The following is a 19,020-nucleotide window of genomic DNA, read 5'->3' as shown; positions in this document are numbered from 1 at the left end:
TCTTACTACTCCTTGTATGACAATCAGATCTGAGTTTGGCTCTGGTCCTTTTATTGAGTGGCCTGTCTAACTGGCCTGAAACAGACTCAGGTTATGCCTCAAGCCAATGCATGTAGTTATTTGTCCTATTGAAATCTATCAAAAAAAAGTAAAAGAGCTAGAGGGTTAGCCCTCTTTTAACTCTTTAGATATTTCCCGAGCTTTCTCCATAGCCTTGTTAAAGCCATTTTTGAAAAGGTTCTCCCTGATCTGCCTTTGAAGCTCTTCCGGGCTGATCATGCCGTCTTCGACTTCACTAGCCTCACCTTCTTTCATCTCTGCCTGCTTCTTGAGATTAGCAAAGCGCTCAGCCTCAGCCGCATCAATTGGCTGTACCGGCTTGGTCGGTTCAACTTGACCACGGTTGGAAGGCTGGATGGGTTCAGCGTCATGGTTTGTGATCATGGTTCTCTCCCTGGGTTGAATATTCTGATGAGCGGTTATGTCTATCCTTGCTTATATCGCCCACAAACATTCTTCATTGTAGCTAAGTGGGCTGAAAGTTTACCTGAGAGCGAAATGGAGGTTGTTCTATGGATCAAGGATTTTTATTTCCAATCTGTGTAAGAACAGGGGGGGCATACCTTAAAGCCCGCCATAGCTTCGCCGACAACTGGATTAGTTATGTTTGGAGAATGTTATGAGTGGCCAACATTTCACATTGACCATCAGTCAGAGCACATCAGACGCAGGCGATTTTGCTATCCACATGAAAGAAGAAGGCAAATCGGAGCAGCTTTTAGTACACCTTCGGTTTATGGACTTGCCCATGCTGGATGAAAAGTACCTTGATGATATCGTTGGCGTTCTGGCTCGAAAACTTGCCAAACGCGTCATTGAATGGCGTGTAGCTCCCGACCTTAACCCTGACACTATGCCCGATGCGCAGGATGAAGCAAGAGCTGTTGTTGATGCTATGTTGGATAAAATGAAAAAAAGGCAGTAACAGACCTTATGCCTCTCTTCAGTCACACAGTATTTTGCCGATTGAATACCTGATAAATTGATCATGTCAGGCTATGGATATGCGCTTTGATCTGGGTAACGGATATTGTGTTAGAAGCTTTCTTTATGGTGATGCACCATCACTTTCACGTCATGGCAACAACTGGAATGTGGCCAAGAATCTCAGGGACAGTTTTCCTCACCCCTATACGATAGAGCACGCCAGGGCATGGATTCAGCATGTGAAGGAAAATGAAGCTGATTCCCGTTTTGTGATTGATCATCAGGGGGAGGCCATCGGTGAGATCGGCTTTGTAACCCAACTGGATGTTCATCGCTTTACGGCTGAAATCGGCTACTGGTTATCTGAGTCTCACTGGGGTAAAGGGGTAATGACTCAAGCTCTCAGCCGGGTTACCCAGTATGCTATGGACGAAATGGGTCTGGTTCGCATTTATGCCGATGTTGTTGATTACAATAAGGGGTCTGGGAAAGTACTCGAAAAGTGCGGCTTCCAACTCGAAGGTGTCCTCCGAAAACATATTTTCAAAGGTGAAGATTACTTTGATCAATACGTTTACGGTCTGGTTCGCTCTGATCTTCAATAATCCTCCAGCTAACGTCCTTTAAAAGAAGATCTGTCTTCATTCCCTGACTTTCTTTTCTAAGCAGACAGCCTTTCTACTAAAGAGAATAGGCTGTCTGAGTTATCAGCATTGATCAAAGTGATATACGACCCAAAGGTTGTACTGTGATCTCTTCAGTAAGCTCCTGGTGGGACAATACGGCCAGATCATAAACTTCCAGTTCCAGAAGTTTCCTGACGTATCTGCGAATATCCATGGATGTGATCAGGACAGGCTTATGTTCAAGGTGTCCAATTTTACCCACTGTGTTTTTTACATTCTCGACAAAGCGAGCAGACTGGGACGGATCAAGGGCCAGGTAACTGCCTGCCGACGTCTGTCGGATGCCACCACGAATGGTATCTTCTACATCTTGATCAAGAAGATATACGGGCAGCATGTTTTTACCATTCGAATACTTGTAACTGATGTATCGTTTCAATGATGAGCGGACGTATTCAGTTAGCTGAACCACTTCTTTTTCTTTATGGCCCCAGACGACCAGTGCCTGGAGTATGGACCTCAGGTTTCTGATCGAGATGTCTTCTGAGACCAGTCGCTGGAATATTTCAGTGATTTTATTGACTGGTAGAAGACGCTGGACTTCCTTTATCAGCTCGCCAAATGAAGATTCCATTTTTTCCAGCAAATATCGGGTTTCCTGAATGCCAATGAACTCTTCTGCGTATTTTTTCAATACATGTGCCAGATGAAATGTCAGGATTTTAGGGGCATCCATGTAATTAACATTATTTTTTTCCAACTTCTCTTTCTGGCTTTCTTCTGCCCACAGCGTATCAAGGCTGGGTAGGAAATCTTCTTCCTGCTCATAAGGTATTTTCAGCATTTCCAGATGGTCGATGGTTTCGCGCACGAAGACATAACCCGGTCTGAAATGGCCGTTCGCCACAGGAACTTCCTGAAGCATGATGGAATAGGTGTTGTCCATCATCGAGTCATTAAAGCGAAGATGGATACCAGGGAAGGGAACCCCGAGATCCATGTATAGAGCTTTTCGAACTTTCAGAAGCTCATCGTTAAGCATCTGGGTGTTCAATGTTTCCTGAATGGAAGTCGGTACATCAATAATCAGTGGCAGGGTTTGTGTAAACTCTTCCTGTTGATCCAGTCTGGACTTGGCATCTCCGGCTGTTTCAGTCGCAGCGGCCATGGCTGGAATTCCGCCTTCGGCTTCCTGAGCCATCTCGCGGGAGGCCTTCCTCAACAGGTAATAGCCACCACCACCAATTATCAGAGCCAGCATTAGAAATATGAATGTGGGAAAACCGGGAATCAGGGCAAAGCCAAGAAGCAGAACGCCCCCAACCAGAAGCGCTTTGGGTTTATCGAGCAGCTGTCCACCAATTTCATTACCCAGATCTTTGGAGTCTTCGTTGGAGACCCTGGTGACGATAATACCGGAGGTGATGGAGATCAGCAGAGCTGGTATCTGTGAAATCAGACCATCGCCCACAGTCAGTATGGCATAAAGCTGCAATGCCTCACCTGCCGTCATATCGTTCATCATGGTACCAATGGCAACACCAGCTGTGATGTTCACAAAGATAATGATCAGACCCGCGATGGCATCACCTTTAACGAACTTCATGGCGCCATCCATGGAGCCGTACATCTGACTTTCTTTCTGCACCAGTTCCCGACGTTTTTGTGCTTCTTCCATCTCGATGGAGCCGGCACGAAGGTCGGCGTCGATACTCATCTGTTTACCGGGCATACCGTCCAGTGAGAAACGGGCACTGACTTCTGCAACCCTCTCTGAGCCCTTGGTGATGACAAGGAACTGCACAATCGTGATGATCAGGAAGATTACGATACCGACAATCAAGTTGCCGCCGACCACAAAATTACCGAAGGTATAGACGATTTCACCAGCATCAGCCTGGAGAAGTATCAGTCGGGTAGTGGTGATGGACAGTGCCAGCCTGAACAGGGTCGTTACCAGAAGCACTGCTGGAAACGAAGAGAATTCCAGCGGAGATAACAGATAGATAGACGTCATCATCAGGATGAAAGAGAGCCCCATGTTAAGGGCAATAAGAAAGTCCACCAGAACGGTGGGCATGGGCAAAATGATGAGACTGACGATGGCTACCAGCATGACTGCCAGCATCAGGTCATTTCTTTGGCCCAGTTTATTAAGCCCTGCGACGACAGGATTCATGCTTTATGACCAGTCTGTTTGCAGGAGAGAGCAGTCTGGTCAAGCAAGAGATTATTTTACAGCAGCTTTCTTTCTCTTTTTGAGCAGTGCTCGCCCCTTGATCCATTTAATAGCCCGGGTATCCATTCCAGGCTTCGCGTACTGCAGAAAAGTATCGGCGGCCTTGATGGAATCTTCAGGTCGATCCGTTTGCAGGTAGGCGTAGCTGAGCATTCGATAAACATCGGGATTTTTGGGCTCAAATCGTCTAACGGCTTCCAACAAAGCGATCGACTTTCGTGGCTGTAGATACTCCATATAATAAGAGGCCTGAGCCAGTAACCACTGTCTTAATGGCCTATTCATGGTTTCTCCTCCCTATTGTTGCTATTAGCCTGCGACCAGAACGTTTCGTGTCATGGTCAGGTATTCCTGCAATTCTTTTGACTCTTTTAATACGGCCAGAGCTGCTTTTGCTTCGGGCCATTCTTCAGCGTGTTTACTTAGAAGGCTCATGGCCATATCCGTCATCATGTGATGTTCATCAGGGGAGAGTGAAGGAGTCTTTTCAGTCAGGCCGAGCGCGTATTTTTTTTCACGATTCTGGTAGTTACGACCCAGTTCAAGGGCTTTCCAGAGCTCGGCTGAAATACCCTTGCCGGAGGGTTTAAAAGAAGACTTGTTTTTCGGAAAATCTTTATCAATGAAATCATTATTGATGAATGAAATCCCCGAAAGACCGTTTTTAAAAGACACGTCCATAATGCACAGCCTCTATTTAGATGAATTGATTATCTTCGTTTTAGCATCGGCTGGATGACAGTAAACCGTAGCACTGGCTCTAAAACTGTGTAAATGATTAGAATTGATGGGTAATCTTGGATACACTGGTCTTATTCTGTTGTGTATTCAAAATAGTTATAAAAAAATAAAATATTAATTGTAAAAAGTTTATTTAGCCGTTAATACCTTTATTACTGGGTTGTTTAGAGGATGGGCATGGAGGCACTCTTCAAATGGGCTCAAAAAATCTAAAGCTCTGGCTGATTTTGTTGCCTGCTCTGGCTTTGTTAAGCCAAATACTTTTTGCTGGCTTGTTGTCGTCCAATTCTCAGGCGGCGGTCTGGTCTTCCGTTTCCCAATCTGACACTACTCGAAGGCATATTGTGCGCCCTGGTGAATCGCTCTTCATCATTGCTCAGAATTATGGTTTTGAGCTCCATGAGCTGGCTGAGTTGAACAATATTAACAACCCTTCAAATCTGATGGTGGGACAAACCATATACCTTCCAGATAATTCTACCGAATATGTTGAGCCCGGGTTTCTGACAACCCGGCCAGCAGAGCCTCCGGTTCAGGCTCTGGATGCAACTGCGTTTCCTCCGTCAAGATCCAGACCTGATGAAGAGGAATATTTCAGGTTGCAGCAGTGGATGGGTGGTCAGAAACAAACGACAGGTATCGAAAATATCGACTACAACTATGTGCGAAAGGCTCCACAGCCCGAAGTCAGGGTTGGCTTTGATATTCCTCTGGAAGTTGAAGCATCATCCAGGGAACAAGATAGTTCTGAGTCTGCGGTCAAACAGATGAAAAGTATTGAGGCGACCAGCAAGGCATTATTGGAAGAATTGGAGGAGGACGTAAAAGATTCAGACTCTCCAGCCCTGGCTGTCTTTGGGGACCGTCCTTATTCCTTCTATGGCAGTGGTGAAGATCTGCTTGAGGCATTACAGAACTTTGCTGCCAGTTACTATGTTCCAATCGTTATCTCTGAAGATGTTATAGGAGAAGTGAACGGCAAGATTGGTCCACTGACGCCCGTCGATTTTTTGGATCACATGGCTAATATTTACGGGTTTATCTGGTATTTTGATGGCCACTCACTCTACATTTACAGTGGCAGTTCAGCTGAGCAAAAGATCATCAGCCTAGAATACATGAGTACCCGGGACTTCAAGAAAACACTTAAAAAAGTGGGTGTCTGGGATGGTCGCTTTTTCTGGAAAGAACAGCCAAAAGATGGCCTGATCTATGTATCCGGACCACCAAGATACATTGAAATAGTGGGGCAAACGGCTGAGTTACTCGATGATAAAGAGGGGGAACGGCAGAAGAGTAAACTGACAGTGCGTATGTTCAGACTCAAGTACGCTTGGGCTACCGATAAAAGTTTCAATTTCAGAGGTCAGCAGATTGTTGTTCCCGGAGTAGCTAGCCTGTTAAGAAACATCGTCAGTGGAGGAGGGGTTGCCAGCGTTGAACGTAAGCCTGTTGAACCACTTGCAATGCAGCCCGCAAAGGGTGTTGTTCGCAATGGTGCTCAGAATAAACAGCAGTCCCGGCAGCCCGAAGAAGCATTGAATGCCGGTGCCTATATAGAAGGGGCTTACATTAGTGCAGATCCGAGGCTGAATGCCATTATTGTCCATGATCTGGAGTCCAAGATGGTCATGTATGAAGGCCTTATTGAATCTCTGGACAAACCTTCTTCCCAGGTCGAGGTCAGCGTCTCCATTATTGATGTTAATACAGCCGACATAGAAGCGCTGGGTGTTGACTGGAACAATACCCGTGGAACGAATTCTGAAATTACTTTTGATCCGGGTTCTTCTGCCTATGCTGATGACTTCTCTTCATTTACGACTGTTCTGGGTATGAACATTGGCAGTTTTAATGCTCGACTCAGTCTATTGGAGGATGAAGGTCGAGCCAAAGTTGTTTCCAAACCTTCCATTCTTACACTGGACAATCTGGAGGCAGTCTTCGATAACAGCAGTACCTTTTATGTTCAGGTGGCCAGCCAGGAAGATGCAGAACTGTTCCCCGTTACTTCGGGAACCGTTGTTCAGGTTACCCCCAGAATTGTCAAAGAGGAGATGGGTCGTCGGATCCATATGAGTGTGAATATTCAGGATGGAGGAGATTCCAACGACCAGAACCTTTCCCTGCCCAGGGTCAGTAACAGCTCGATTAGTACACAAGCAATCGTAAACGAAAATGAAAGTTTGCTGATTGGTGGCTTCTATAAAGAAAGTCAGGATCAGAAGACGACTAAAGTTCCGGTACTTGGCGATATACCTGTTCTTGGTCGCTTGTTCCGTGCCGATAAGAAGCAAAACATCAGCCAAATGCGCCTGTTCCTGATAACCCCTCGCATTCTTGGTGCAGGAGCCTGATCTAAGGTCTTCCTGCACCCTTCCTATTTGTGTTGTTGCCCCGTTATGAGTCACCTGTATATTCGTATTTGTCCGAATTGGTAAATGTATTGGTTTTTTTTGTACTATTAAGTTCACTATAGTTTATAAGTATTCGTAAATATTCGTTTTGGGTGTGAGTGAAATGAAACAGGTGCAGACAGGGGATCTCTTTGACATCTACGTGATTGGTGGTGGTATCAATGGTGTAGGCATTGCCGTAGATGCAGCAGGCAGGGGCCTGAAAGTAGGTCTGTGCGAGAAGTCCGATCTGGCCGGTGCCACCTCATCAGCCAGCAGCAAGCTGATTCATGGTGGTCTCAGATATCTGGAGCATTATGAGTTCCGACTGGTCAGGGAAGCGCTGGCAGAGAGAGAAGTTCTGCTTAAAATGGCTCCTCACATTGCTTCTCCCATGCGCTTTTGTCTGCCTCACAGACCGCATCTGAGACCCGCCTGGATGATTCGTGCCGGGCTCTTTCTCTATGACAACCTCAGTGCCCGGTTTTCTCTGAAGGGATCAAAGTCTCTCAGGTTTGGCAAGGATTCTGCACTCAGGGAAGACTTCAGAAAAGGCTTCGAATATTCTGATGCCTGGGTAGATGATGCCCGTCTGGTCGTTCTGAATGCTATGGAGCTTCAGAGAAAAGGTGGGGAAGTTCGAACTCGCACTCAGGCATTGCATGCGGAACGAAAAGATGGCGTCTGGCATATTACTCTTCGTGACGAGATCACTGGAGAAGAGTCTATTGTTCGAAGTCGTGCCCTGCTGAATGCGGCCGGCCCTTGGGTTCAATCTTTCTTTGATGAGGGGCTGAAGCAAAGATCCCCGCGTAAAATTCGTTTGATCAAAGGCAGTCATATCATTGTTCCTCGTATTCACGAAGAGCCACGTGCTTATATTTTGCAGAACGAAGATAACCGGATTGTTTTCGTCATTCCTTATCTGGACCAATATTCATTGGTGGGTACCACCGACGTTGAGTATAAGGGTGATCCTGCTGATGTATGCTGCTCTGAAGATGAAAAACGTTATCTTTGTGATATCGTGAACAAACACTTTAAACAACAGATCTCACTGAATGACGTTGTTTGGGATTACTCTGGAGTGCGGCCACTCTGTGAAGATGAATCAGACTCTCCCCAGGCGATTACCCGTGACTACACCATGGAGCTGGAAGATCAGGACGGCAAGGCGCCGTTGCTTTCTATCTTTGGCGGTAAACTCACGACCTATCGTAAGCTGGCTGAAGCGGCTATTGGCAAACTTAAGCCTTATTTCCCTGTTATGGGTGAAAGCTGGACCAAAGCCTGTCAGCTGCCGGGCAGTGAAGGGTTCAAGAGTGTTCAGGACTGTACCGAAGAGCTTTGCAATGCTTACCCCTGGCTGCCTCCAGAGATCGCTTCCCGCTTCAGTAGAACTTATGGAAGCCTGAGTCGTCGTTTGATGGGAGAGAGTCGTTCATTGGACGATTTGGGAGAGTATTTCGGTGCCGGTCTCTATGCCGCTGAGGTTGATTATCTGATTGAGCATGAGTGGGCTTACCAGGTTGAAGATATCATCTGGCGTCGAAGCAAGCTGGGCATTGAGCTGGATAAAACCGGCAAGACCAAACTGGAAGCCTATCTTACAAAAAGGTTACCTGAACTGATTCCGGATCGATTTATCGATAACGGCTCATTACTGAAGAAAGTGGTATAAAGTCGTGTAAAGGTGGAGACATCAGCCACCTTTCTTACACAAAAGGGGTCTATCCTCATGTGCTCTTGTGGCCAAAGGAGCGTGAAGCACTGGAAGGGATAGGGTGTTCACTGCTTCAGAAGCCTCTGGCCGACCCTTTCCAAACTGAGGTGCATGGCCGGGAAGGAATGCGCAGAGCACTGGACATACTGGTAGCGAACCATCTGAATTATTGAGGTCATTAGTTTGATGGTGGTTACCGCTTGCCCGTTGCCATAACCCAAAGAGTTTTGAGCAGGATGCTAACGTCCATCTTTAGCCAGTCAGCAGGGTTGCTCAAAGACAGCGCATAGGCATGGTCATAAGCGACTCTGTTTCTCAGATCATAGAGGGTTTCGTCGCAACTCAGGTTTACCTGAGCCAGTCCGGTCATTCCGGGGATAACATCATAGGTTCTTTCGGTATAAAAGGGGATGTTGTCTTCCAGCTTATGGCAGATTCCAAGGCGCTCAGGTTTGGGACCGACGATGGACATATCGCCCATGAGAACATTCCAGAGTTGAGGTAATTTATCCAGACGGGTCCTGCGAAGAAAAAGACCTGCCTTGGTGACTCGGAGTTCATTCTTCGTCGTCCGGACAGGATCACTTTGGGCTTCTTTATCGACGCTCATGGTTCTGAACCGGTTCATCAGAAAGAGACAGACATAGTTTTTGCTCTGATAGCCAATACGCATCTGACGATAAAAAACCGGACCAGGACTGTCCAGTTTGATCATTAAAGCAATGAAGGGGTAAAGAGGCAGTGTAAAAATAATGCCGATCACTGCTAAGGCCAAATCCATTGCTCTTTTACCGAGAGTGGTAAGCGGGTGAACATAGGTGACTCCTTTCACGGTTCGACTCCCTTTTAGCTTCGGCTTTCATTTCATACATCGTAAATCGAGGGGGCCGGATAAACGTGCACAATCACAGAAAAGGTCTTTTCTCTTCGGGCATTAAATAGTGCATCGAGATTGACTGCTTTGACGGGCTTGTCACAGTAAGTCACGGTCAGGCCACCAATTTTAAGTCCCAGGTCCTGCGCGACTCTTACAGTGCTCTTGCCATTATGGGTGGTTTCCAGAAAGTCTTTGCGAAAGCTTTCGGTGCTGTAATCCTGATGATGATGGCGCAAAACATCGAGAGTCACATTATTGACAATTTTGCAGCGTTCAATGGCTGTTGGCAGTTCCAGAAGCCAGCGTTTGTCCAGAAAAGTCCATTCAAGCTGGTACGTAATCACGTTACTCATGAAAAAATCTCTGGCGACATTAGTTCCACGTTTGAAATTGCTCATGAATTTCCAATGCGTCCGGGTAAACTCATTACTGAAGTGATAATCCCAATCTGCTATACCATAGATTGACCCGCAACCACCGGTTTCGGTCTCTCCCTTTCGGCCCACTTTCGTTTCGGTCCGTTCGTGCATGATGGCAAATTGAGCGGCATAATCAGCCTTCAAAGTCTCTAACCTATTTCGGATTTGCCGGTCCCGACGAATCTTCTTCTTATATTCACCCAGGGTCTGAACGCCAGTTTTTAGTGCGTTCTCAATCATCCGCTCCCTTATCGACTGATCTAACTCCGGGGGCATTAGCGTTCCGAGCTGTTGTTCAAGCATCTGATGCAGTTCCAGCCGTTGGCATTCATCATGCTCGGCCAACCGGACAATCCGCCCATCTGCCGTCATGCCAAGTGCATTCAGTGACTCATCGCCAGGGTTGTCGGTCAGGTAGCGCTCAATGGCACGAGTGGTTTCTTCAGTGCTTGTCGACGTCGGGTTCATTGGGGAATGTCCTTTTCCTGGAGCTAGCAGATTTGTTTTTCCAGTTTCTTAAAAATTCAGCAAATTCCTGATCCGCAAGGGGTTTGCTGTAAAAGTACCCCTGGCCTTCTGTGCAACCTGACTTGATAAGGTGTGTTTCCTGCTCTTTGTTTTCAACACCTTCGGCGATGACTTTAATGCCAAAGCTGCGACCCAGTTGAATAATGGCTTCAACGATAACGGTGTTTTCCTTATTTCCTGGTAGCCCTTCGACAAAGGATTTATCTATTTTCAATTTATCGAATGGAAACTGTTTCAGGTAACTTAATGAGGAGTAGCCTGTGCCGAAATCATCCATTGCAAGGGTAATGCCCGTTGCCTTGATGTTATTGAGCTGTTCAGAGGAAAGCTCAATATCTTCCATTATGGAGGTCTCAGTCACTTCAATTTCCAGCAACTGGGGGGGAATCTGATATTTTTTTAACAGGTATTTGATGCGATCAACGATATTTTTGTCTCTTAGCTGAATGGCAGAAAGGTTCACGGCGATTCTCAGATCATGGAACTCTGTTTTATGCCATTCATGGAGCTGTTGGCATGCCGATTCAAGCACCCAGTCACCTATAGGAATAATTTCCAGATTATCTTCTGCCATAGGGATAAACATTTCCGGTGAAATAAGTCCCTTCTCAGGATGTTTCCAACGAAGTAAAGCCTCTGCACCCACCATCCGGGAAGTTTTGAAATCAATCTGTGGTTGATACACCAGACTGAGTTCATGATGCTTCAGAGCTTCATGAAGATCCCTTTCAAGTTTCTTGCGCTGCCGGATCTCGGTATCAACGGAGGCAATATAAAATTGGTAGCGGTTCTGATTTCTGGACTTGGCCATAATCATGGCGAATTCAGCCTGCTGCAAGAGATTATCCACTTGCTGACCATCGTCAGGAAATAACGTGATACCAACAGTTCCGTTAATGGTTATCTTTTCATCATTCACTGTAATGGGGGTTGCCAGCTGTTTCAGAAGTGCCTGAGCCGTTTCAGCCGCTGTATACGGTTGGGCGATTTTAGAAAGAATGATTGCAAACTGATCCTCTCCAAGCTTACCGATGAAGCCTCTATTACCAATATGGTTTCTCAGACGATCTGCAATTTTGACCAGTGCATGCTCTGCCGCATTGAAATTGAAATGGGCATTTAGTGATTTGAAATCATCAAGGCCGAGACAGAGAATGGCAATATTGTTATCAGAGCTCCCGGGTTTATTGATCATGCTCTGCAAGTGCTTCTGCAAGGTTCTTCTGTTTGGCAGGCGGGTTAAATAGTCATACTGAGACAGTCTCATGATCTGAGCCTCAGCTTTCTGTCTCAGGTTCAGGTTTCGTTCTATTGATTCCAGTAGCTGATTGGCTGTTCTAACCCAAAGACCGAGCTCATTGTTCTGATGGCCATTTGGGATGCGCAGTTTATGAGAGCCGGGAGCGTCCGGGTTAATCTGAGACAGGTTTCTGATCAAACGGTTCAGAGGTTTAGTAAGAATCAATGAATAGATCAGGTAGAGCAAGAATGCCATTGCAATAGCTCTGAAAATACCGCTGACCATTACTATCACTGAGCGCTGAATGAACTCCTGGCCATGGTGAGCCGTATCAATGGCCAAAAAGAGCTCGCCGTAATGTTCATGAACGGGTTCTTTTTTGTACAGAGGAATACGATAAATTCGAACAGGTTCAAATAGATAGTCTGAAAAATAGCGATACCCTGATTTGGATAGGTCACGCTTTATAACAGCAAGTTCAGGTTCATTGGGTATTTTGATCGCCGCGATGTGAACTGCCTGATGCTCCATTAACCCGAAAAGAATCTCTTCGCCCATTGTGGGTTCCATTCTGTGGGCGGCCTGAATGGAGGGTTCCCTGATCATAGACAGCATTTGCCAGGCTTCCGAGTCAATGCTTTTGCTGGACTGGCGGGCATCAAAGAAAATCTGAACACAGCTGATCGAAATACCCAGCACACAGGCTGCCATTAGAACAGCTTTTAGCAATTTGGCAGATAAGCGTTGCTTAGCATCAATGCTTGTGCTGGTTTCCATATTCTTTGACTTTTTTGACGCCATCCATAGAACGTTTTCAACGACAGACTTCAACGAGGTTGGCTATGTATTAAAAAAAGAGGAAAGCAACTAGTGAGCAAACAAATGTTGGCTTAAGAGTTTTTTATTTCCTTGTGAAATTAACTATAGGAAGTTGAGAGCAGTTTACTAATACAAAATTGTAATCCTTAAACACAATTTTAATTAGCTTTTTATCAGGTAAAATAATTGTCGGAAGGTTTTTTATTTGTTTTTTCTTTAAAAAAACGATGGCAAGTTGGCAAAAGAGTATTTTGATTGGGAAGTGTTATTTTGAGCTTGTTTTGTTATTGCCAAAGGATATAGATGTGTTCATCTTTTAGGCTACGGCTTGTCTATTATGAGAATAGAACTTGTAAAAAATGTCTGGTTCTTCGCTGTTGAAAGTCAGGAGTAAAGTTAAGGAGTAGGAAGTAATGGATTACTCAATCTCGCACGCTCAGTCATATGATGTCATCTCACTGAAAGGTCAATTTAATGCTGAAACCGTTAATGGTTTAAGATCTCAACTCGATCACCTGATCAAAGATTGCTCAGGTGATTTGATTATAGACATGAGTTCTGTTGAAAAGTTTGATTCTTCTGGTATTGGTGTATTGGTCTTTCTTTATAAGCGTTTAAAAATTGAAAAAAGAAAGCTTACCTTGGTAGGTGTAAATGCTAAGACGGACGAGCTTCTGAGCATGTTACAAATTAATAAAACGATCAGGCAATTTAGTGATTTAGACGATTACTTGTCCAATCTCTAAGGAATTTTAGGACGTCGTTATCCTTTATCGATACATTTTTATTATCTGATCTATGACACCTTCTGACTTTAACTTTTGAAGAATCCTGTTGATCTTTATTCCGTGCTTTTCAGCAGACTTACTGAACATGAATGTCACAGGAACACAGTCGAATGTTTTCCCTGTCACAAACAAACCCGCGAACCGGGTTTTAATGAGGTGGCGTGCTACCATTTCGTCCATCAGTGCTGCATCATTTCGGCCTTTCTCCAGAAGCTTCAGAGCGTGCACTTCATCCCTGGAGTTGTGGCGAATCACTTCTCCGGATTGGAAGTAAGGTTCAAAAGTCTTAAAGGTATAGTTCTGCACCACCCCAAGTCGCTTTCCCTGAAGGTCGCCAGGTTGGTTTACTTCCAGTTTACTGCCTTGTAACTGCACAATGATTTCACAGTGCTCTGCAAAAGGTTCGGTAAAGTAAACTTTCCCGGAAACGCCTTCTCGCCACTGGGGGGAGCTCCAGGCTTGCAGATCCAGGCTGCCATTGCCTACCTTGTAAATGATACGGTTGAAAGGGTAGTACTCTTCCGTGAAGTCAAAGTCGCTCCGCTCGCTGATGGCTTCAAGGGTTTTCTGCACAATGCCTTTTCTTCCATCTTTCCATGAAAGAGGAGGGTAATCTGTCGGATACATCCCTGTTGAAATAGTGATCCTGTTTTGATCGGCCAGAGCGAGAGTGCTGGGTAGAAGCAGGCAGAAAGCCAAAAAATGTATGCCTGTCTTTTTTTTGTTGTTTTTTTTGTTGATAATCAGTCGCATTTCAGGTCTGGTTCTATGTCGGAGGTGTATTACCAATATCGATCGTTGGGCCCAGGTACTTGGGGCCAGTGTTTAACCAGTGAACTTCCAGGACGGCCAGAACTCTTGCAAGGATCTCTCTGGCCTTATTGCTCAGGTCACTATCGGCCCCGTCACCAGCGTTAAAAGCAATAGCATTAATTTCTTTATTCTGGGCGATATAGAGTGCCCGTTTATTGTGATAGGTCTGGGAAATTATGGTGAACGTATCAAGCCCGAAGACAAACTTTGCCCTGATAATGGAGTCCAGGGTTCGAAAACCTGCATAATCCCTGTAGATCCTTTCGGCAGGAATGCCCATTTTCAAAAGGTCCTTTCGGATGGTGCTCGGCTCATCATAATAAGGTGTTCCATTGTCGCCGCTGATCAAAATATAATCGATCTTGTCCCGGGTGTAGAGAAGATAGGCAGTCTTGAGCCTGAGAGCATAATGGTTGTTAAACCCGCCTTCACGAGAGTACTTACTGGTGCCGAGCAGAACACCGACTTTATTGTATGGAATGCTTTCTACATTGTTATAAAGCCGCGAGCTGGTTTTGGTATTGACCAGCCAGTTGGCGATAGCGATCAGGGAAATGAGTCCTATCACAGCTCCAGCAAACAAGCCAGTAACAACCTTTAGGCGGGTCGGCCTGCCCTGCATTCGGAAGTCTCCGTAAAATAAGGAATTCAGAGACAGTTAACCATAATCATCCTGCTGGTTAAAGTGTATCGGACTCTGATCGTCTCATATCCTCCAAAATAGTCTCGATTTCGATGGCAATAGACAATGAAGGCTGATCGGGTATACCCAGCGACTCCAGTGAGGGAACCTGGTTATCGCTGGCAATGGCAGACTGAAACTTTTTGACCACTTCTTCCGGAGTAGAAGCCAGAAAGGCTGCCTTTTCGCGGATCAGAAAGTTGTCTGTTCCTGGTTCAGCAATGTAAATAACAGGTTTTCCCTTATAGCGTGCCATCGTTCCAATAGAGGATTTATGGACCATAACAGCAACAGACATTTTTGTGAGAGCAGCGGTAGAATGGCGATTATTTTCCACTAATCGAACATTCCCGGTACCTCTTTCCTTAATCCAGCGTCGCTCGACCTCACCACTGGTCTTAGGGTGATGGGTGACCAGAAAGGTCACGGACGGCAGCTTTCGGGTGGCTTCAATAAAGATTCTGAAATACTCTTCATAGGTGTCGTCATAACCACCGGCGAATACTGCAACAGGCTCATTGGGACCAATGTTTAGTTCAAGGCGGACAGATCGGTTATCCGTTTGTCGGTAAATATCATCCCAAGCCTCAAGCGCCGGTTGCCCAATTACTACATAGAGGGGATTGGGGCAAAATACAAGATCTTTGAAGCTTACTGCGGTTGCAGAAGTGGGAATATGGAATTCATCAAGCGTTCGAATTGTTTCCAGAAATGCCTGCACATATTCCTTGTTGGTAATGGGATCAAAATTATCATAGAAAGCCAGAGTGAAGCTGCCACCTTGCTTCATATGATTGAGAATCTGGGCCTGTACAGCACTGGCCATTCCGGAATAAACGATCTTAGGCCTAATACGTTTCGATAACTCAATGAGAGCGCTTTTGGGCCAGACTGTTTCCCGATTGTTCCTGAGCTGCTCTGGATCAGGTACAGAAATGGTAAGGTTGAGCGGGTGATTCCGGAAGATTTCTGCGGCCCTGCCAATCGATAAAATGCGGTAGTTAATACCTCGCTTCTTCAGGGCTTTTTCAAGCTGTTTAAAAGCATTACTTTCCCCTTGATCATAAGCGACCAAAAGAAGATCAATGTTTTCTGTTGCCAGTGCATTGGAGCTGAAAATGTTTATAAAGAAACAAACAAACAGCGCACAAAGAGAGTCTGCATAGTTTTTCATTCTGTCTCCGTTAGAATCCCCGTTACTGGTTTTATCTGCTTTTGAAACAGGGAGGCTAACAGTCTGGTACAGAATTCCGTTTAAGGAAAGGTCAGCAGCTGGTTGCTTTTTGGCCTTTCAGGGAATTATTTTCGCATCAGGAATACACCCATTTCGCGATGATGGGTATAAGGGAACTGATCAAAAAGGGCTATACGTTGCACACTATGAGTTAGGGTGATCTTTTCCAGATTCTTCTTCAGTGTGTCAGGGTTACAAGAAATGTAGACAATATTGTCGAACTTTTGAACCAGGGCTTCAGTGCCTTCATCAAGGCCAGCCCTGGGAGGATCTACCAGGATGGTGGATACGTCATAGCTGTCCAGATCAATGTCTTGCAAGCGTCTGAACAATCTCTCACGATTCATTGCCTGAGTGAACTCTTCGCTGGATAAACGGGCTATCTGAACATTCTCGATGGCATTAAGCTCAAAGTTGTCATGAGCAGAGTTCACTGATGTTTTGGATATCTCTGTTGCCAAAACTTTGTCAAAGTGATTGGCCAGGACACAAGTGAAATTGCCGTTTCCGCAATAAAGCTCGAGCAGATCCCCTTTCAGACCACTACAGACATCACTGGCCCAGCCAAGCATATGCTCATTAACTCCGGCGTTGGGTTGAGTGAAACTATTCTCGACCTGAGTGTATTGGTAGTTTTTACCCAACACATTAAGGGTTTCGACAACGTAATCCCGATCCAGGACTATTTTCTGCTTTCTGGCACGACCGATGATGCGAATATTGTGAGAAAACTGTAATTTCTCCGCCGAAGCCCTCCACTCATCATTCAGCGGTTTGTGGTAAAGCATACTGATCAGAGCCTCACCGGTCTGGGTTGTCAGAAATTCCAGCTGGAAAAGCCTTTTTCGCAGGACCTCCTGCTGCTCGATGTCTCTCATCAGCGGCATCATTAATTCATTGATACGCTTTGTGCCTGCAGGAAACTGGTCGACGTTGAAAGGCTGTCTGGTCTCAGGGTCAAACATTCGGTAGTAGCTGCGTTCTTGCTCATGCCAGATGCGAAACTCTGCCCGCATTCTGTAATGCTGAGGCCGGGATCTGAAAACTTCCAGTTCAGGAACATCAAAAGTCTTAAATTCTTCTCGGGTAAGGCTTACCTTCTCGCTCAGCTGGGCTTCGTACTTTTCAGGCTCTACTACGGCTAATGACATGATGCTCTTCGATAAATAAAAACGGCCCATATTATGGGCCGCTTTCGAAGAGATGAAAACTGGTTTTCAGTTCATTAATTGAATATCACCAGCTTAGCGGTGAACAGCAGAGATAGAACAATCAGTGCACTATTAAGGTCTTTTGCACGACCACTCAGGAGTTTGATGGCGGTATAGGAGATAAAACCAAAGGCAATACCGGTTGTGATCGAGTAACTCAGAGGCATGGAAACAGCTGCAATAACCACTGGAGCAGCTTCTGTCAGATCGTCCCAGTCAATCTGGAACATACTGTGAGTCATCAAAACGGCTATGAAGATCAGAGCAGGGGCGGTTGCGTAGGCAGGCACTACGGCTGCCAGAGGGGAAAGGAACAGGCATCCCAGGAACAGTATGCCAACAACAACAGCGGTCAGGCCTGTCCGGCCACCCACTGAAATCCCGGCAGTACTTTCAACATAGCTGGTAGTGGTTGAAGTACCCAGTCCGGCCCCTGCCATACTGGCCATGGAATCTGCCATCAGAGCTCTGCCCAGACGAGGGAATTTACCGTCTTTGTCCAGCAGGTCGCCTTTTTGCGCTACGGCAACCAATGTGCCTGAGGTATCAAAGAGGTCAACAAACAGGAAAGAGAAAATAATGCTGATCATGCCGACTTCCAATGCTCCGGCAATATCCAGTTGCAGAAATGTCGGGGCGACGCTGGGAGGCATGGAAAACACACCATTCATCTCTACTTTGCCGACTACAAGGCTGATGACGGTAATGGCCAGAATGCCAATCATGACTGAGCCGGTGACATTGCGGTAGTAAAGAGCCACAATCAGGGCGAAGCCAATGGATGCCATAATGGCGCTCCAGGAATTCATATCTCCCAGTGTTACCAGTGTGGCCGGGTCGCCAACGATAATGCCGGCATTCTGCAGAGCAATAAAGCCCAGGAAGAGCCCAATACCCGCAGCAATACCACCTCGCAAAGAGAGAGGAATGCTGTTGATAATCCACTCACGAATCTTGAAGACACTCAATGCGAAAAAGCAGACACCTGAAAGAAAAACCGCCCCCAGTGCTACCTGCCAGCTATAACCCATTTGACCTACAACGGTGAAGGCGAAGAAGGCATTGAGACCCATACCAGGAGCAAGAGCAATAGGGTAATTAGCATAAAAGCCCATGATCATACAGCCGATAGCAGCAGCCAGACAGGTAGCAACAAAAACGGCCCCCTGATCCATACCGGTGGTGGCCAGCATGCTTGGGTTTACAAAAATAATGTAAGCCATGGTCAGGAATGTAGTAATGCCTGCCAGCACTTCTGTCTTAACATCGGTGTGATGTTCTTTCAGTTTGAATAGCCGTTCTAACATGCTGAGGTTTCACTCGGGAGTAAAAACCCCCGATGATAACGATTTTTACGGTCGGTTAGAATATGGGAGTGGTATCGTTATTTTTTCGATAAATCACGGTTTATGGTGGAGATTTCTTAGGTTGATCTTTGTGGGTAAAGTGCTGTCTTGTGCTCGTTTTCTTTTATACCCCCATATCTGGTAGTCTGGATTTTTTGTGAGCAAATAATGCCCACTTTGCTGGAAGGCCCGTGACTGACGGGGTTAGTTCAGGATGATGTGAGCAATTAACAGGGTTATCCACAGAAGTTGTGGTTAAATTGATAGTGCCTGCCCTGAATATCGGATATTCGATATGGCGCAAATTTGACCAGTCTTGTCACTATATTTTGAAGTGTTTCAGGTATTTTT

General features: G+C 45.8%; 18 protein-coding genes. 6 read left to right on the top strand and 12 right to left on the bottom strand.

The genetic code is table 11. The features are described 5' to 3' along the window. Nucleotides 1-165: 165 nt before the first annotated feature. On the bottom strand, nucleotides 166-444 hold the full coding sequence (locus ACOJUO_RS01100) for a hypothetical protein (RefSeq protein WP_422134863.1): 279 nt from the start codon (nucleotides 442-444) through the stop codon (nucleotides 166-168). A 235-nt stretch (nucleotides 445-679) separates the two neighbouring features. On the opposite strand from ACOJUO_RS01100, the gene ACOJUO_RS01095 reads away from it, so the two are divergent. Further along, complete coding sequence (locus tag ACOJUO_RS01095; protein ID WP_317145494.1) at nucleotides 680-985, top strand: hypothetical protein; 306 nt, start codon at nucleotides 680-682, stop codon at nucleotides 983-985. Nucleotides 986-1,058: 73 nt separating this feature from the next. Continuing rightward, complete coding sequence (locus ACOJUO_RS01090; protein ID WP_422134862.1) at nucleotides 1,059-1,592, top strand: GNAT family N-acetyltransferase; 534 nt, start codon at nucleotides 1,059-1,061, stop codon at nucleotides 1,590-1,592. 112 nt (nucleotides 1,593-1,704) lie between these two features. Here the strand turns inward: ACOJUO_RS01090 and sctV are convergent, their stop codons facing one another. Genes sctV through ACOJUO_RS01075 form a run of 3 tightly spaced genes read right to left on the bottom strand, consistent with a single transcriptional unit; the run spans nucleotide 1,705 to nucleotide 4,533 of the window. Next, nucleotides 1,705-3,792 (bottom strand): type III secretion system export apparatus subunit SctV, encoded by a 2,088-nt coding sequence (gene sctV / locus ACOJUO_RS01085; RefSeq protein WP_422134861.1) that lies wholly within the window; start codon nucleotides 3,790-3,792, stop codon nucleotides 1,705-1,707. 51 nt (nucleotides 3,793-3,843) lie between these two features. Continuing rightward, nucleotides 3,844-4,137: a hypothetical protein gene (locus ACOJUO_RS01080; RefSeq protein ID WP_317145497.1), complete on the bottom strand. Its 294-nt coding sequence runs from the start codon at nucleotides 4,135-4,137 to the stop codon at nucleotides 3,844-3,846. A 24-nt stretch (nucleotides 4,138-4,161) separates the two neighbouring features. Further along, a complete protein-coding gene (locus ACOJUO_RS01075) occupies nucleotides 4,162-4,533 on the bottom strand; it encodes a hypothetical protein (protein ID WP_422134860.1) in 372 nt (123 codons plus the stop codon). Nucleotides 4,534-4,787: 254 nt separating this feature from the next. Between ACOJUO_RS01075 and sctC the strand changes: the two genes are divergently transcribed. The 3 genes from sctC to ACOJUO_RS01060 all read left to right on the top strand — a co-directional run bounded on the left by sctC (nucleotide 4,788) and on the right by ACOJUO_RS01060 (nucleotide 8,885). Continuing rightward, nucleotides 4,788-6,950, top strand: a complete 2,163-nt coding sequence (gene sctC, locus ACOJUO_RS01070; protein WP_422138695.1) for a type III secretion system outer membrane ring subunit SctC — start codon at nucleotides 4,788-4,790, stop codon at nucleotides 6,948-6,950. A gap of 163 nt (nucleotides 6,951-7,113) precedes the next feature. Continuing rightward, nucleotides 7,114-8,670, top strand: a complete 1,557-nt coding sequence (gene glpD / locus ACOJUO_RS01065) for a glycerol-3-phosphate dehydrogenase (RefSeq protein ID WP_422134858.1) — start codon at nucleotides 7,114-7,116, stop codon at nucleotides 8,668-8,670. 59 nt (nucleotides 8,671-8,729) lie between these two features. Then, entirely contained in the window at nucleotides 8,730-8,885 is a 156-nt protein-coding gene (locus tag ACOJUO_RS01060; protein ID WP_422134857.1) for a hypothetical protein, read from the top strand. A gap of 20 nt (nucleotides 8,886-8,905) precedes the next feature. Here ACOJUO_RS01060 and ACOJUO_RS01055 read toward each other — a convergent pair whose 3' ends face one another. Genes ACOJUO_RS01055 through ACOJUO_RS01045 form a run of 3 tightly spaced genes read right to left on the bottom strand, consistent with a single transcriptional unit; the run spans nucleotide 8,906 to nucleotide 12,553 of the window. Then, the gene (locus ACOJUO_RS01055) at nucleotides 8,906-9,544 is read right to left on the bottom strand and encodes a sugar transferase (protein WP_422138694.1); all 639 of its coding nucleotides are present in this window, start codon (nucleotides 9,542-9,544) and stop codon (nucleotides 8,906-8,908) included. A 32-nt stretch (nucleotides 9,545-9,576) separates the two neighbouring features. Further along, nucleotides 9,577-10,476 carry a hypothetical protein gene (locus ACOJUO_RS01050; RefSeq protein WP_422138693.1) on the bottom strand — a complete coding sequence of 300 codons (900 nt, stop codon included), beginning with the start codon at nucleotides 10,474-10,476 and terminating at the stop codon, nucleotides 9,577-9,579. Further along, a complete protein-coding gene (locus tag ACOJUO_RS01045; RefSeq protein WP_422138692.1) occupies nucleotides 10,451-12,553 on the bottom strand; it encodes a putative bifunctional diguanylate cyclase/phosphodiesterase in 2,103 nt (700 codons plus the stop codon). The genes ACOJUO_RS01050 and ACOJUO_RS01045 overlap by 26 nt, the downstream gene beginning before the upstream one ends. Nucleotides 12,554-13,008: 455 nt before the next feature. On the opposite strand from ACOJUO_RS01045, the gene ACOJUO_RS01040 reads away from it, so the two are divergent. Further along, nucleotides 13,009-13,341 carry an STAS domain-containing protein gene (locus ACOJUO_RS01040; RefSeq protein ID WP_422134853.1) on the top strand — a complete coding sequence of 111 codons (333 nt, stop codon included), beginning with the start codon at nucleotides 13,009-13,011 and terminating at the stop codon, nucleotides 13,339-13,341. Between the two features lie 24 nt (nucleotides 13,342-13,365). Here the strand turns inward: ACOJUO_RS01040 and ACOJUO_RS01035 are convergent, their stop codons facing one another. From ACOJUO_RS01035 to ACOJUO_RS01015, 5 genes are all read right to left on the bottom strand, one after another. Next, the gene (locus ACOJUO_RS01035; protein WP_422138691.1) at nucleotides 13,366-14,136 is read right to left on the bottom strand and encodes a substrate-binding periplasmic protein; all 771 of its coding nucleotides are present in this window, start codon (nucleotides 14,134-14,136) and stop codon (nucleotides 13,366-13,368) included. A gap of 13 nt (nucleotides 14,137-14,149) precedes the next feature. Further along, nucleotides 14,150-14,818 (bottom strand): SanA/YdcF family protein, encoded by a 669-nt coding sequence (locus ACOJUO_RS01030; RefSeq protein ID WP_422134851.1) that lies wholly within the window; start codon nucleotides 14,816-14,818, stop codon nucleotides 14,150-14,152. Between the two features lie 58 nt (nucleotides 14,819-14,876). After that, nucleotides 14,877-16,052 carry a hypothetical protein gene (locus ACOJUO_RS01025; RefSeq protein ID WP_422138690.1) on the bottom strand — a complete coding sequence of 392 codons (1,176 nt, stop codon included), beginning with the start codon at nucleotides 16,050-16,052 and terminating at the stop codon, nucleotides 14,877-14,879. Between the two features lie 125 nt (nucleotides 16,053-16,177). Then, nucleotides 16,178-17,263, bottom strand: coding sequence for a tRNA (uridine(54)-C5)-methyltransferase TrmA (gene trmA / locus ACOJUO_RS01020; RefSeq protein ID WP_422134849.1), 1,086 nt, complete (start codon nucleotides 17,261-17,263; stop codon nucleotides 16,178-16,180). A 74-nt stretch (nucleotides 17,264-17,337) separates the two neighbouring features. Then, the gene (locus ACOJUO_RS01015; RefSeq protein WP_422138689.1) at nucleotides 17,338-18,630 is read right to left on the bottom strand and encodes an NCS2 family permease; all 1,293 of its coding nucleotides are present in this window, start codon (nucleotides 18,628-18,630) and stop codon (nucleotides 17,338-17,340) included. Nucleotides 18,631-19,020: the final 390 nt, after the last annotated feature.

The organism is Endozoicomonas sp. ALC020, assembly GCF_049275935.1.
Taxonomy (GTDB): Bacteria; Pseudomonadota; Gammaproteobacteria; order Pseudomonadales; family Endozoicomonadaceae; genus Endozoicomonas_A.
This window is presented reverse-complemented; position numbering and strand designations above follow the sequence as displayed.